Below are 15,606 nucleotides of genomic sequence, written 5' to 3' on the forward strand. Positions count from 1 at the left end.
CCTCAATCCGATCCATGCCCGCGCCAGCATCACCAACCGCTTCGGTGACCAAGGGTTGCACAGAGTTCGGTGTCACGTAGTCACCAGGGGGCATACGTGGGACGATTGCCCCGGACAGGCTTGCGGAAGCCTCGATCTGGCTTGCTGGGTCCATCCGCGTCTTAGCTCACGGATCGGCTGAGTCGCACTTCTGCGACCAAGTACCACGCTGAAACGAGAATGCCCTTCGGGGATGATCGCACGATCATCGGGAACTTCCTCCCTGACGTCATGGGACCAAATACCGTTGCTTATTCCCAAACCATGTCACACTTGCCGGTATGTGGTGGATTACCGAAATTGTCGCTGGATGGATTGCAGCTGGCGCGTTCCTAGCGGTCTGGCTAGGCCGTGCCATCAATCACGCCGAGATGGCAGACAGCACCGGCCTCGCGGTGAGTGAGTCTGATCAACGCAGTTAGGCGCACTAGCTCCACAGCCGATGTGCCGCGCAACCTGACTGAGCGTCTTGAACGGTAAGTTCGTCCCTCGCTGTGCACTATGTGGTTAGGCACGCGGGCAAAGGTGGAGTGCGTCACTGGAATCGCGACCACGATTAATGTTGTCGCGGTTGATACGGCATGAAATGTAGTGGATCCGCTCCGGCTGCAGAGTAACTGGGAGATAATGTCATTGCGAGGCGGTGGATTCGAGCGCGTCTAGGCAATGCATCGGTTATCGGTGAACTGGAAACTGATTGAGCGACAAGCCTTTCAAGTGTGTGTCAAAGATCTCTACTTGGACGTTTGTACAAGTGTTTGCGTTCGAGATTGTCGAATTCGCGAACTCGACAAGGTGGAGGCGAAATTGCTACTGGCTCCGCGGCGGTTTAAGTCTCGAAGGTGAAGAGCGCATTGCGTCTCCGGGACGGACCACCTGGCTTGTCGGTGGATCGCGAATAAATCGAATAGTGCAGTGCGCGAACATTTTTAGTGTATTTCGCGCTCGTGACGGTGGTCTCGCGCTAAGTGGGCATGCGATTGTGAGACTGGAGTGATGCTCCGTGTATATGAATCGGAGCTGACGCACATACGAGGCATTGGCAAACTGCTTTGACAGTCAATCTGACCGACAAGTCGTGCTGGTGGATTCGTGGCCGCAGCGTGTTCGGATTCAGTAGTCATCGTGATCCTTGGTTCCAAAGGGATCAGGGCAGAGGAATTTGCGACAAGGTAGCACCAGTGCAATTCCTGTGCCCCACCAGCGAACTCGCTGTGAATCTACATACCGTCCAGATTTCTGGGACGTTTGGTATACCCCGTTGTGGCCTAGATCCTGGTCGGCGCAGATGCGCAATCTCATTGTCCGGGATAATTAGCCACCGTACCAATTGGCGGTTATGGTCTGTTTGTTGAAATTAACCCGATCACGTGATCGTGGGGGCGGGACGGTCGTAACTCTTCTGCCCTTGAAACATTGTTCGTGTTTCGTGTGATCGTTCCCGAGGAGAGTTTGTAGATGGTCCCCAGTTTTAACGGGCTGCGTCGTAATCTGACGATGACGCTTGCGGCTGCCTTCTGCTTGGTCTTTGCGTTCAACACAATTGCCGGGGCACAGGTGGTCGAGAATGCTGCTGAGTCCAATGCCGCGGCGAACGTCGGTGCGATCTCTCTCAAGGAACTTGGCCGGGGAACTGATGTAGTGTTCGCGGCGAATGACGAGCCGCTGACTGTTTCGCTACCGGTACCCGACGGCCTCACTGCAACTGCTCTCATCGGGACCGTCACGGCACCTATCGATTTCAGTCGAGGGTGGATAGAAGTGAGCGCTGATGGTCGCCCCGTCTCGCGAGTGGAATTTGATGCTGCTCAAGTTGGTCAGGGACTGCCGATTTCGATACCGCTTGCCGGTCTGAATGTTATCGATCGAAGCATCGCCGTTTCGATGATCGGGCATCTCGTTCCCGTCGACGATCGTTGCTACGACAGAAGCAACTACCAACCACTCGCGCTGCGAAACACGTCGATCGTCTACGACGGCACCGAAGCGCAGCCGTCGACGGTCTCGAACTTCTTTCCGCCGATTCTGCGTAAAGCCACGATCTATCTCGCGAACAATACGTCACAGGCACAACAGACCGCCGCACTGCTTCTCAGCACATCGATTGTGAATCGCTATGGCAGTCAACCAGACGCAGTGGTTCTCGCCGAGCTACCGGCCGGGCAGTCGCTCCCAGGCAGCGTTCCCGGTCTGTTCGAGCGGAACATTCTGGTTGGTGCCGAGGGTGAGGGCGGAATTGACCTCGTCGCCGGACCCAATGGATACCCTGTCCTGCGTTTGGCCGGTGACGACAGATCGCTTGTCCCGCAGGTTAATCTGCTCGCGGCAAACTTCAATGGTTTCTGGGCCGCAAGCCAGGCACTGACGGCATCGGCGAAGGCCGTCGCGGAAATCTCTCGCGACGTTGTTCCTGTCGGCGACTTACGGCTCGGTTCTTTGACGTCGTCAGGGCTCGAGCACGTCCAGGTTGAGGTGCCGTTCACCCAGTCTCAATTGGGCCGAGCAATGAAGAATGTGACCGTGCGCATGATCGGTACCTATGTTCCGATGCCGAGTACACGAAGCGCTCAGTTGTCGTTCAGCGTGGGGGATCAGCGTCTCGACAGTCGTGCAGTGGATAACAGTGGTCGCTTCGACATCGAATTCACGATCCCTGACGAGTTGGTGACGCGGGAGATGAACGTGACGGCAGCGCTGGATGTGTCCGGCGATTTTCAATGTGGGAGCAGCAACGGATCGACGCTGACGATTGATCCGGAAAGCACGATCAGCTCAAACGTCGCTGAACCGGCAAATCCCGGGGGCTTCCAGTCATTGCCACAGTCGATGCTGCCGATCGTAGAAGTGGGGACCACGCGCGGAGATTTTGCCGATACTGTTCGGGCGCAACGTGTTCTGGTTCAGATGCAGCGGCTGAGCTACTTGCCGTTGCAGCCGCGAGTTCAGTCGTTTGTCGATGCGGCTTCCAGTCCGTTGCCGGCGGTGCTGGTCGCTGCAGACGGAAAGCTCCCGGATGGCGTGGATCTCGACCTGCCGATGGAAACCGCCGATCAAGGCTTGCTGCGGTTGCGCGGTCTTCAGTTCAATGCGCCATACGGCAGCATGCAGGTTGCGGTGGTTCCAAACCACGAAATCGTTGTTGTTACCTCTAACGGTGACGCAGTAGATGTCGACAAAATGCTGAACTGGCTGGAAGGTGATCCGGCACGGTTCGGAAGGCTGGCTGGTGATGTTCTTGTTGCTCCTCGCGACGTCGATCCATTCGACATCAGCGTCAAACTTGCACCGGTAAGTGGGGCGAAAACCAGCGACGACGATAGCGGCATCAGCTCCACCACAATCGGTTTGATCGCAGCAGGCACCGCAGCACTGGTAGTTATTTCTGTGGGTGGCGTGCTGTTCTTCAGGCGCCGTTCACAATGATTGTCGCCGCATCAGCGGAATCACGAACGTTGGACGCTGCTGGTCCCATTGAGGAAGAACGTCAACGACTGCCGTGGGGGGTCTATACCGCGGTGGCCGTGGTGTACATCGTCCTTGGCGTGTGGCTGAACGCGGAGATCAAATTCATCTTCACCGATGCAATGAGTCGGGTTGCTGCAGTATCTGCAATGTTGTGGAGTCGCGATCCGCACTTTGCAGCAATCGGATTCGTCTTCACTCCATTAACCGCAGTTGCACAGATTCCGCTGGGTCTGTTGGGGAACTGGTTTCCGGAGTTGTTGCGCTGGAACATCACTGCATCTGTGACGTCGGCGCTTTTCATGGCCGGAGCGGTCATGCAGATTCGAGGTATTGCACGTGATCGTGGGTGCGCTCGATGGGTGACGATCGTGGTCACTGTGTTGTTTGCTCTCAATCCCATGATTCTCATGTACGCGGCCAACGGCATGAGTGAGGCGCTGTATCTCTTCTTCGTCATCTGGGCTGTTCGCCGCCTCATCAGATGGATGCGCAACGACGACGCGCATGAGCTGATCGCAGCCGGTTTGGCGCTCGCACTGGCCTATCTGACCCGGTACGACGCCCTTGCACCTATGTTCGTTGCGGTGGTGCTCGTGTTCGTGGTCAGTTGGTTGAGATTTCCGAAGACTGACACCGACGACAAGTTTCATCGGTCGTGGGCAGCTGCGATTGACGCGACCGTTGTGTTGCTTCCGGGGCTCATCGCATTTCTTGCCTGGTCTGCCTCGAGCTGGTTGATCACAGGGCAAGCGTTTCAACAGTTTTCGTCGGTGTACGGCAACAGTGCGATTATCGAGCAGGCCGGTGGAGCTGCCGATACACCGCTGACCCGGATGATGTTCTCGCTGACGGAGATAGCGGTACTCGGGCCGGCGTTCCCGGTGCTAGCGGCCGCGGCAATTTTCTTGGCGTGGCGGCGGCGCGATCCCGAAGTAATCGTTCCGATTGTGCTGTTCGGCTCAGTGCTCGGCGCACAGACCCTGCTCTACATGATGGGCTCGACGTTTCCGTTTCTGCGCTTCTATCTTGCTGTCGTCCCGCTGTGTTTTGTGTTGGCAGTGTTGATCTCACCACGCGAGCTGCCCGTTGTGTCGCGTAGGCCTGGGCGTGCCGCCAGTCCCGAGTTGGTCCGGGATCAGCCGAAATACTCCGGTCCGTCGATCATGCTCGTTGTTGCGCTGGTACTACTGCTCGGGTCAACTGCGGTCACCTTTGTCGCCATGGGAAGTCCGCGACTGGCGTCCTTGGAACACTCGCTTGCGAGTGTCGTCATCCCAGGCCGCCAGGATGCCGCCGAACAGGCGATTCTGCGGACCTTCGGAGCAGAACGCAGGATAGCCGACTATCTCGATGACCTCGATCTGCCTGATGGATCAGTGCTGACCGATACGGTCTTGGCCTTCGGTGTCATCACTGCGTCTGATAATCCGAAACAGTTTGTGATTACCTCCGACACCGATTTTGTGAAGATATTGAATAATCCGTCGGAGTCCGGAGTTGAGTACATATTGACCGTTCCCAACGAGGAGCGCGGAGTGGCTGACGCCATTAATCGACGGTATCCGACCATGTACGAAACAGGCTCCGGTGGAATTGGTGCGTTGGTCATCGAAGTGGAGAACGATGGGGGAACGGTACCGCCAAACTGGCGGCTGTATCGGCTGACGGGCAATAAGCAAGAGGGAGGCTAAAACTCCGGATTTATGGGACACTTTGGACGCGGGGGGATGCTGCGTTCGAGCGATGGGTAAACATGTCTCCGAGAGTGAATAAAATGAAACCTCCAACGTCTGTGTGGCGTCGAGTGGCCGCAGTTCTTGTCAGTGCCGCTACCGTTCTCACCGTGAGTGGCGTGGCCGCACGCACGGTGGATGCGGCCCCGCAACCGGGAGCCCGCGTCACCGCCACCGTCGATGGATTGAAGCTCGACGGACAAGATTGGTGGCCAACAGGATTCAATGCCTATCAGCTCGCCACAGATTGGGGGGTGAACTGGGGTTGCGGTGCGATGGTCGATCTCGACGACTATTTTGGATCGCTGCCGGCAAAGTCTCTGACGCGTTTCAATCTGTTTCAGGCTTTGGCGATCAACAAGTTCACGGGTGAGCTGGATTTTGGACCTATGGACGCGGTGTTCGCCGCAGCTGAGGATCACAACCAGATGATCCTGCCCGTCCTCTCGCCGCAGGACGGAGCGTGCGAAGACGAAAATTTCAAGGAACGTAGCTGGTACGTCGATGGTTGGAAAGACTTCGACGCCAACGCTGCGAAGTCGCTGATCAGCTTTCAGGACTGGATGCATATAGCAGTTGCCAGGTGGAAAGACTCTCCGTCGCTGGCGGCGTGGGAATTGGTGGGAGAACCTGAACCGAGCCTATGCACCGACACGGCGTGCAATTGGTGGACCAGGACGTGCCCGTCCGACACAGCGCAGATTCTGCGCTCGTTCTACGACGCGGCTGGTGCAGAAGTGCGGGCGCTCGATCCCAAGACCTTGATTACGGCCGGGCTTCTCGGCGGCGGCCAATGTGGCACCGGCGGTGACGATTACCAGTACGTCAGCGAGTCGCCCTACGTCGACGTTGTTCAGTACCACGATTACGGCGCTGATGGTGTTGCTCTTCCCGGTGACCAGTGGAATGGACTGGCGCGTCGCATTACCCAGGCCACTGCGGCAGGAAAACCGCTGTTGGTGGCCGAAATCGGTGAATTGGCCGGTAGCTGTGAGCCTCTCGCAACTCGGGCGACACACATCGGCGACAAGATTGCGGGTCAGAAGACAGCCGGCACCGCCGGGGCGTTGCTGTGGGCCTTTGTGCCGGATCCTCGTCCGACGGAATGCACCATGGATATCGGTTACGACGACCCGCTATATGGAGTTGTCGCGGCTGAAGCCGAATGGGGCTGAGAAGCTCCGAATTCTAATAGTGCCCCTGGGACTAAGGTCCCAGGGGCACTAGTTCTTTCGGCGGCTTTTTGGGGAATTGTGTAGCTTCCTTCATGAAGCGGAGCCGGTGTAATGTATTGCAAAACTGACGTATGTTTCGCAGTAGTTTGCAACGTGCAGCTCAGAATCCGATAGGCACTCATCGAAGAGATCCGCGCGGCATCAGTGGTGTGTAGATGAAACATCAGTGGCGTGTAGATGAATGAGTCTGCATCAGGAAAGGTAAATGATGACTACAGTGCGACCATCCTCGATCAAGACTGCGGTGGTGCCGGCAGCTGGGCTTGGCACTCGTTTCTTGCCGGCCACCAAAACGGTTCCCAAAGAGCTTCTGCCGGTGGTAGATACACCGGGGATTGAATTGGTCGCCAGTGAGGCTGCTGCTGCGGGAGTGGAACGTTTGGTTATCGTCACGGCGCCCGGAAAAGCGGGTGTCATGGCGCATTTCCTGGAAGATGTTGTGCTCGAAAACAGATTGCAGGATGCGGGAAAACATCATCTCCTGGAGCGGGTCCGAAAGGCGCCGGGGTTGATCTCGGTGGAACCTGTTGTTCAGGAGTCTCCTCTCGGTTTGGGGCACGCCGTCGGGCTGGCGGAATCGGTTCTCGGCGCCGACGAGGACGCCATCGCGGTTCTGCTTCCGGACGATCTAGTGCATCCCGGTGGGGTGCTCGAGGCCATGTCGAGGGTCAGGGATGAGCGCGGAGGATCTGTTCTCTGCGCATTCGACGTGCCGCGACATGAAGTCAGTGCATACGGAATTTTTGACGTGGAGCCAGACTCCGACAACCCTGACGTTCTCAAGGTCGTTGGTATGGTGGAGAAGCCGGATACGCACAGTGCGCCCTCAACTTTAGCTGCTGTTGGCCGGTATCTATTGGATCGCAAGATCTTTGACGCCCTGCGCTCCATCAAACCGGGTAAGGGCGGTGAGTTGCAGTTGACCGACGCGATTGCCTTGATGATCAGTGAGGGGCATCCCGTCCACGTCGTGGTGCACCGGGGATCGCGTCACGATCTCGGAAACCCGGGCGGATTCCTACGAGCCTCACTTGACCATGCACTGGGGCGCGAAGAATACGGCCCGGAATTGCGAATCTGGCTGGAGGAGCGTCTTCGCCAACCAGACCCGCAACTTACCTACTGAGATAAACAACTCCGCCCGGGACATCGTCCCGGGCGGAGTTGTTTGTGTGCGTGCGGTCGGAAGAATCAGTTGCTCAGACCATGAAACGTCTTCTCCCAGTATGACGGGTTCATAATCAATTGGTAGGTGCCCTTGATCGCGGCGATGCTCATCAGTACCCAATACAGTGGCGCTGTCAGGCACGCAATCAACAGGGCGGCATTCCGCGTCTCGCGACACGCAACAAGATTCATGTACATCACAGCGGCGTTTCCAAAGACGAGCGACGCGAGGGCCGGGAAGTACACGTAGGTGGGGAAAATCTGTTGGATTATCGCGGGTTGACCGAGAATCCAGCCCAGGCTCAGAAGCCAGAAGATCGTGTTCAGTGCGGCAACCACCGGCGTTCCCGCCATCAGGATGGTAAATCGCAAGAACCCGACGGTCCCAATCCCGCGCCACAGCTTCACCGGCTGGCGCATGTGAACCAGCCAAGTCTGCAAGTAGCCCTTGTACCAGCGGGATCGCTGACGGATCCAGTTGATTGTGTCGCTGTTCGCCTCTTCGAGTGTTGTCGAGTTGAGGACGGCTGTGCGGTAGCCGCTTTCGGCGATCCGCACACCGAGGTCGGCGTCCTCTGTGACGTTGAACGGGTCCCAGGCGCCAATGTCGTCAAGCACGCTGCGTCGCAAATGATTTGATGTCCCACCCAGGGGAATGGGGGAGTTGCTTCGCATGAGGCCGGGCAAGATGAAGTTGAACCACAGGGCGTAGTCAGCGGTGAACCATGCCGTCAGCAGATTTTGTGTGCCGTTGTGAAAGGCGAGTTTCGCCTGGACACATGCGGTATTTGCCGGCAACTGAGCGAAAGTTGCTACTACTCGGCGCAATTGAAGTGGATCTGGCGAGTCCTCAGCGTCGTAGATCGTGATGATCTCGCCTGTGGAAAAATGAAGTCCGTAGTTACAGGCCTTCGGTTTGGTGCGTGGATCCGCCGCTGGGACTTTCAAGATGCTGACTACTTTGTCGACGCCGGCCAATTCAGCGGCTTCGATGGTGATCATGTCGTCTTCCTCGAGAAGGAGGAGAACTTGGAGTTTTTCCTTCGGGTAGTCGATGGCACGCATAGCTGCGATCAGATCACCGACAACCTCTGGTTCGTTGTAGGCGGGCACCAGGATCGTATAGAGCGGCAGTTCGTCATCGGTAAGGGCAAGTGCCACCTCGTCACTGATCGTCATAATGGCCGATGCGTCCAGGCCCCGCATGAAGAGGATGAGCCGATCAACCATCGTCCAGACATACCCGAGCGTGCACAGCAGAGTGAGGGTGATCAGAGTGGGAGTGAGGAAAAAGATCAGGCACAAGATTGCGACCGCGAGAAGCGTGAACAGGACATTGCGCTGCCAGGGGTAGAACGCCACCGAGGCAGAGGAAATCGGTTTGCGCTCACGCAGACCGTTCACTGCATCATGGAGGGCAGCAGCTTTGAATGCGTCGGAGGCTTTGTTTCCGTGCACCAAGAGATCGGTATTCACCATTGTTGCGCCTCCACGATGTGTCGTCCCAAGGCCTCGAGCATCCCGAGGTCTTTGTACTGTGATTCGTTGTCCTCGGTTGAGCTTTTCCCGCGTAAGAGCAGAGCGAGACTATTGCCTCCATTCGAGGCCATCGACGGACTCGGCTCCGGGAAATAGGCGTCCGGTTCGTGATTGTCGACGGTGATGAGACTGACGCGTTGTGCGGCACCGTCACCACGAGTCCAGATGAAGTTGAGATTGCTCCAGGTGAGTAGGAGGGCGTCGTCGACGATGGTGTACATCTCGGCCACGACACCGCGCGTCAGTTCGACTTGCACAGTGGGGCTGACACGCGCGTTCTGCAACTCGTACGTGGCACTGCTCGGGTAAACAGAGAGAGTAGCCGCGCGACGGACCTGCAGCACATCCATTTGGACAGTGCGCTGGCGCATGAGAGCGTCCCACGCGGGATTTGGCGTATCGGCGCGAATTGTCTGTCGCGTCAGCGTGGATGTAGACCCGAAGTACCGCTGAGGCCAATCGAACTCTTCAGTGGAGATTTGACTCCACCCCGCCGGCACCACCAATCGAGGATCCGCAGTGGCCGGTGGGCCTTGGGAAATCGGAATATCGTCGGCATTGGGGAGCGGTGTGAGGGCGATCAGTATTGCAACGCCGAACACGAAGAGGATGGTCCAGTCGCTGGTTTTGGTTGACGGCTTGCGGAGCGGACGATCGAAAGGTTTTAGCGACTTGCCGCGGCGTTGATACAGATAGAAGATAGCGCCGACCAGCAGCGCAGTTCCGACTGCAGGAAATAGTTGAACCAGAAATAGCGGAACCGTCGGAAACTGGTTCGACAAGTAGTACACCAAGGCAGTGCCGAGGGCGATGGAGATCAAGAAGGCAACCAAACCTCGTCGCCAGTTTCGACTGACGGCAATGGTGGTGGCCGTGGAGGCGACAACAACCATGATGACGCTGTAGTCGAACCGAGTACCGCCCAATTCGATTGCCAACGTTCGGTAGAAAAGCGGGCTCAAAACCATGGGCGTCAGCCAGATCAACCAGTACCGATTGACGGGGCGAAGTCCGAACATGAGAACTGCTGCGCCCCAGACAAAGACCCAAGCCGCCAACGCATCGATGTGCATCAGCTCGTAGTTGTCCCCGAATCGCGGCATCAGCAGCGCCTGCATACCAAGCGCGACGAGTAAGCCGATGCCGCCAACGATCTTGTCCGTTTCCCGATCATGGATCGGGAGTTCGGGACCCCGCCTGAGGTCTGTACCCACAGCCGCAACAACACACAGCAGGGGCAGTACAAATACAAACCCAATCGCGGTGCCATCGACTGTGCTGCGCCACAGGTTGTTCCACGTTGGCCAGAACGCAAATATTGTGGCTGCTGCGATCATCAACCAACGGACCGTGAGCCGCGGAACAATTCCCGACTCAGCGCGGATAGTGCTGATCTTCAAGGTGTGTAGTCCCATTCGAGCGTGACTGGTCAACGAACCGGATTGCGGACCTCGTTGGGGAGTCTTCGGGTGTATGTCCGAATTTTGACCTTACGCGATTTTGCGCGACGCACGAATCGGACGATATGGGCGTTTCACCGGCCGGTTGTTGCCTCACATCAGGTTTGTACGCGCTGTAGTCCGCGTCCAAGCTCGACAGCGGAATGTATATCTCGGATGTGTATTCGCCCTGATTGATTGCATGCACCTATAGGGACGTAAGTCCCGAAAGATGGTTACTTTCGGTCAGCATTGTTGACTTGAGAGGTGCAGTCTGGGGCTGGCAATGGTAGGCAATTTCCGGGTTGGTGAATCTCGAGGTATCACAAACCTCACGTATCGGATAATGGCAATTTGTCTGGTTCTCGGCTTGGTGGACGAAAGGCGCATCCGCCGGTGATCATGTGAGGCTTGTACTTGAATACGTCACCATTTCACATTGTGAGATTCCGCCGACAGTGTGAGCAAGATAATATAGACCGTAAATGGACAATCGTCCAGCAGTAATCTTCGGGATTGTCCAGTTTGAACTTTGTATCATCGGTTCATTCGCTTCCAGGTAGCCGTCGTTATCGCATGAGAATGGCCGAGAATCGAAACAGGACAAAGGTCGCAATCTTCTCGGGTGATTTGGTCTGTATCCCGATCGTGCAGTCGCAATTACAGTTGACTTGACGGAAAAGGCCTTGATCTGCATGTATCTCCCCTGTTTGTGCGGCTGGCAACTGATCGGCGCACTGTTGCCGCAATGACAAAGAGGGCGAGATCCGGCATTTGCTAAATATTTGCCGTCTGGTTTGAAATTGTCTCGACCGATCAACCGATTGACTTGACAACCGAAAAAAATCGTTGACGGTCTGTCATTTGGGGTGAAGTGGGTGATTGGTGCCGATCACCGCTGTCAACCTGCGCCGTTCGGAAATTTGATCCATCTGCCAGGTGGTGGTGAAATAGATCCCGCATGGTACGTAACGGACAGCCGCAGATCGCGATCAATCAGTGTGAAACGGATGTGCGGGACACTTGCTCAAGTCGGGTCTGGTGGTCAGGCAATTTCGGATTGTTTCGAGCACTTTCAGATGAGTAGTTGATTCGGAAATTTCCTGACCAGGAAGGAGAGCTGACAAGGTGACAGCGCTCAACGAAAGCGAAGGGTCTCCCACGAGTTCTCGTGTGGTGCCGGAAGTTCAACCGGTGACGCCTGACGCTCATTCGGAGGTGTCTTCGCGACATCGGTGGCAAGCGGCTTACGTTCGGCGGTTGGCCGTCAGTGACGCGGCAATTATTGTCGCAGCGGTATTTCTTGCTCAGTGGTTCCGTTTTGGCGCGGAGTCAGGTGGGGTGAGTACCAGCGGCGTTGGAAACTACAGCTACACCGCCGTCTCACTCGTATTGATCGTCGCGTGGATTGCAACGCTCAGCATCTTCCGGACTAGGTCGATTCGAGTGATCGGGAGCGGACCGGAAGAGTATCGGCGAATCTTTGTCAGCACGGTACGACTCTTCGGCTTGATCGCGATAGGCAGCCTGCTTCTTCAGATCGACATCGCCCGCCTCTATCTGGCATTTGCTTTCCCCGTCGGCATGATCACTTTGATGGCTAACCGCTGGTTCTGGCGCCGACTCATCGCCCGTCGCCGTGCACGAGGTGAATTTAGAACCTCGGTACTCGTTGTGGGAAATCGTCATGCCGTTATTAATCTGGCAGAGAACTTCGAACGCGGATCAGCTGACGGATTCAGAGTGGTGGGTGTTTGCACACCGGGCCACAACAGCGACATGAACGATGTGATCACGGTCGGAGGGCGACGCATCCCGGTCTTGGGTGATGAACACGACGTCACCCGTGCCCTTGATGTGGTGGGTGCAGATACCGTCGCCGTCACCGCGACCGAGCATCTGGGCTTGGACGGAATGCGCAAGCTCGCATGGGATCTCGAGTGCAAGCGGGTAGATCTTGTTGTCTCGCCGGGCATCCTGGATGTTTCGGGACCCAGGCTTTCGATGCGGCCCGTCGCAGGTCTTCCGTTGATCCACGTGGAACGCCCGCGATATCACAGCGCGCAGAAGTTCGCGAAGACATCCTTCGACATCGTCTTTGCCACAATGATTTTGATCCTCATCAGCCCTGTGCTGCTCGCTGCCGCGGTGGCCGTGAAGATGACCAGCCCAGGCCCGGTCTTGTACAAGTCGGAGCGAATGGGCTTGGACGGCAAACCGTTCCCGATGCTGAAGTTCCGTTCGATGGTCCAGAATGCAGACAAGCAAGTTGACGCGCTGATGAAGAACAACGAGGGTGCCGGCGTTCTGTTCAAGATGCGTGACGACCCTCGGGTCACGTCGGTGGGGCGTGTTATGCGCAAATTCTCGATCGACGAGCTGCCGCAATTCCTGAACGTTCTGCGTCGTGAGATGAGTGTTGTTGGACCGCGACCTCCGCTGCGGCGCGAGGTGGAGGCCTATGACGGTACGGTGAGCCGACGGCTTCTGGTCAAGCCCGGAATTACCGGACTGTGGCAGGTAAGTGGGCGCTCCGATCTCTCGTGGGAAGACACTGTGCGACTTGATCTTTCCTACGTCGACAACTGGTCAATGATGGGCGATATTTTGATCGTCGCGAAGACATTGAAGGCTGTAGTGGCCAGCGACGGCGCGTACTGATCTGACGTCTAACCCGGGCGAAATCGTATGTGTCGATGCAGCGGAAACCGATCTTTAGAAACTATTGCCACACATGTCGGCTGAACGTAAAGGAAATGCGAGAGCATGCGAATCACAGTCTTCGGTACGGGCTATCTTGGGGCCACGCACGCGGCGTGCATGGCTGAGCTGGGGCATGAGGTGCTCGGAGTCGATGTCGATGAGTCGAAGTTGCAGAAGCTTGAGGCCGGTGAGGTCCCGTTCTGGGAGCCAGGGCTTGAGGAGATCCTGCAGCGAAATATCGCGGCTGGACGTCTGCGCTTCACATCGTCCTACGCAGAGGCCGCTGAGTTTGCCGAGGTTCACTTTCTTGGTGTCGGCACGCCTCAGAAGAAGGGTGAGTACGCCGCCGACATGAAGTATGTAGATGCGGTGATTGAAACGTTGGCACCATTGCTGACTAAGCCCGCAGTCATATTCGGCAAGTCAACGGTACCCGTAGGCACCGCTGCACGACTTGGTGCAACTGCGCGTGAGTTGGCGCCTGCCGGCGATGGTGTTGAGGTCGCATGGAATCCGGAGTTCCTCAGGGAGGGATACGCCGTCAAGGACACTTTGCATCCGGATCGTCTGGTCCTAGGCGTGGATCGCGCTCGGCCGGGGCGAGCCGAGGAAATCGCACGTGAAGTGTATGCAGAATTGCTTGATGAGAAGATCCCGTTTGTTGTGACCGATTTGGCAACGGCTGAGCTGGTCAAGGCTTCCGCCAACGCGTTCCTAGCTACCAAGATCTCGTTCATCAATGCAATCGCGGAGGTTTGTGAAGCAGCGGGTGCCGATGTGACGGTGCTGGCTGATGCGATCGGCCACGACGAGCGCATTGGGCGAAAATTCCTCAATGCAGGCATTGGGTTCGGCGGTGGATGTCTGCCCAAAGACATCCGCGCGTTTATGGCACGCGCCGGTGAGCTCGGCGCTGACCAAGCACTCACGTTCTTGCGAGAGGTCGACAACATCAATATGCGTCGTCGAACGCGCATGGTGGAACTAGCGCGGGAGGCATGCGGCTCCTTATTGGGCGCGAGAGTGGCAGTGCTTGGTGCAGCCTTCAAGCCAGATTCTGATGATGTACGCGATTCACCCGCACTGAACGTTGCTGGCCAGATCCAGCTTCAGGGTGCCGCTGTGAACGTTTATGACCCCAAAGCTATGGAAAATTCGCGCGCACTGTTTCCAACGCTGACGTACAGCACATCTGCTTTGGAAGCGTGTGAGGGTGCGGACGTGGTTCTTGTGCTCACCGAATGGAAGGAATTCAAAGATCTCAAACCACGCGCGTTGGATTCCGTTGTGCGACAGAAGAAGTTGATCGATGGAAGAAACTGCCTGAGTCCCGAACAGTGGCGTTCAGCAGGCTGGTCGTACCGCGGGTTGGGTCGGCCGTGACAGAGATAGATTCGACGGAGAGTCGAACGCTTGTGGGACATTCAGACGACGATCTTGAAATCCGCGCCAACACCACAAAGGCTGCAGCAAGTACAGATGACGTCGCTCCGGAGATTTTGATTGGATCATCAGACAACACGGGCGACGATCGTCAGATATTGACGAACCTGAAGGTCGGTAGCGTGTCGATATCATTTGATACGCGCACAATAGCCGAGATTATTAGCATTTTAACCCGTGCCACACCGACAAAATGGCAGACGGTCGTCACGCCCAATCTCCATCACATTAACCTAATCGAAAAGGATCCGGAGTTAGCATCGATCTACTCGAATGCCGGTATAGTCCTCCCCGACGGGTGGCCGGTAGCTTGGGTGCTCTCCAGGGTGAAGGGGTGCCGGGTAGGTCGTGTCGCTGGGTCTGACTTGCTTGAATTGCTTCTGTCGGCTGATGGGAAGGGCAAACCGCTGGTCTTGGTCGGTGGTCGAGACGAGATGGCGGTAAAGGTAGTCGAACGTCGTGCGAAATTGGCGGGGTGGGCAGTCGTATCGGAGCCTGCTCCGCCGTCAGAGTTAGCGAATGAGCAGTCGAGAAACGCTCTCCAAGCGCGAGTGGCCGCGGCAGGTACCGATGGAGTCGTGGTCCTGGGTTTAGGAGCGCCAAAACAGGAGCAGTTTGCTACGGCACTCGCTTCCGGACCAGGGCAAGGCTACATTCTCTGTTTAGGGATGGCCATCAATTTCAGTGCAGGAGTCATGAAGAGGGCCCCCAGCTGGATGCAGAAAGCCAAAATTGAATGGTTGCACCGTATATTGCAAGAACGTCAACGCCTATTGCCCCGCTATGTCAATGACGCGCGGTCTCTAGTACCGCTAATGATAAATAATGTGAGGTCTCGCTAAA

At 56.6% G+C, this 15,606-nt stretch carries 9 protein-coding genes; 7 read left to right on the forward strand and 2 right to left on the reverse strand.

The window, feature by feature from the left end; all coding sequences use genetic code 11:
- Positions 1–1,497: 1,497 nt before the first annotated feature.
- The 4 genes from RG2_RS01975 to RG2_RS01990 all read left to right on the forward strand — a co-directional run bounded on the left by RG2_RS01975 (position 1,498) and on the right by RG2_RS01990 (position 7,598).
- Positions 1,498–3,462 carry a hypothetical protein gene (locus tag RG2_RS01975; RefSeq protein ID WP_033235735.1) on the forward strand — a complete coding sequence of 655 codons (1,965 nt, stop codon included), beginning with the start codon at positions 1,498–1,500 and terminating at the stop codon, positions 3,460–3,462.
- A complete protein-coding gene (locus RG2_RS01980; protein WP_116538721.1) occupies positions 3,459–5,195 on the forward strand; it encodes a phospholipid carrier-dependent glycosyltransferase in 1,737 nt (578 codons plus the stop codon). The genes RG2_RS01975 and RG2_RS01980 overlap by 4 nt, the downstream gene beginning before the upstream one ends.
- A gap of 83 nt (positions 5,196–5,278) precedes the next feature.
- Positions 5,279–6,412 carry a cellulase family glycosylhydrolase gene (locus RG2_RS01985; RefSeq protein ID WP_051730636.1) on the forward strand — a complete coding sequence of 378 codons (1,134 nt, stop codon included), beginning with the start codon at positions 5,279–5,281 and terminating at the stop codon, positions 6,410–6,412.
- Between the two features lie 268 nt (positions 6,413–6,680).
- Positions 6,681–7,598 carry a UTP--glucose-1-phosphate uridylyltransferase gene (locus RG2_RS01990; RefSeq protein WP_033235842.1) on the forward strand — a complete coding sequence of 306 codons (918 nt, stop codon included), beginning with the start codon at positions 6,681–6,683 and terminating at the stop codon, positions 7,596–7,598.
- Between the two features lie 65 nt (positions 7,599–7,663).
- Here RG2_RS01990 and RG2_RS01995 read toward each other — a convergent pair whose 3' ends face one another.
- Both RG2_RS01995 and RG2_RS02000 read right to left on the reverse strand, forming a co-directional pair.
- Positions 7,664–9,118: a glycosyltransferase gene (locus tag RG2_RS01995; protein ID WP_051730635.1), complete on the reverse strand. Its 1,455-nt coding sequence runs from the start codon at positions 9,116–9,118 to the stop codon at positions 7,664–7,666.
- Positions 9,112–10,593, reverse strand: a complete 1,482-nt coding sequence (locus RG2_RS02000) for a hypothetical protein (RefSeq protein ID WP_095886865.1) — start codon at positions 10,591–10,593, stop codon at positions 9,112–9,114. Before RG2_RS02000 ends, RG2_RS01995 begins: the two co-directional genes overlap by 7 nt.
- 1,197 nt (positions 10,594–11,790) lie before the next feature.
- Here RG2_RS02000 and RG2_RS02005 point away from each other — a divergent pair.
- From RG2_RS02005 to RG2_RS32665, 3 genes are all read left to right on the forward strand, one after another.
- A complete protein-coding gene (locus tag RG2_RS02005) occupies positions 11,791–13,278 on the forward strand; it encodes a sugar transferase (protein WP_033235840.1) in 1,488 nt (495 codons plus the stop codon).
- 105 nt (positions 13,279–13,383) lie between these two features.
- Positions 13,384–14,703, forward strand: a complete 1,320-nt coding sequence (locus RG2_RS02010) for a UDP-glucose dehydrogenase family protein (protein WP_033235732.1) — start codon at positions 13,384–13,386, stop codon at positions 14,701–14,703.
- Positions 14,704–14,885: 182 nt separating this feature from the next.
- Positions 14,886–15,605: a WecB/TagA/CpsF family glycosyltransferase gene (locus tag RG2_RS32665; RefSeq protein WP_371851302.1), complete on the forward strand. Its 720-nt coding sequence runs from the start codon at positions 14,886–14,888 to the stop codon at positions 15,603–15,605.
- Position 15,606 lies beyond the last annotated feature (1 nt).

Origin of the sequence: Rhodococcus globerulus NBRC 14531 (assembly GCF_001894805.1) — a bacterium.
GTDB classification, from domain to species: domain Bacteria; phylum Actinomycetota; class Actinomycetes; order Mycobacteriales; family Mycobacteriaceae; genus Rhodococcus_F; species Rhodococcus_F globerula.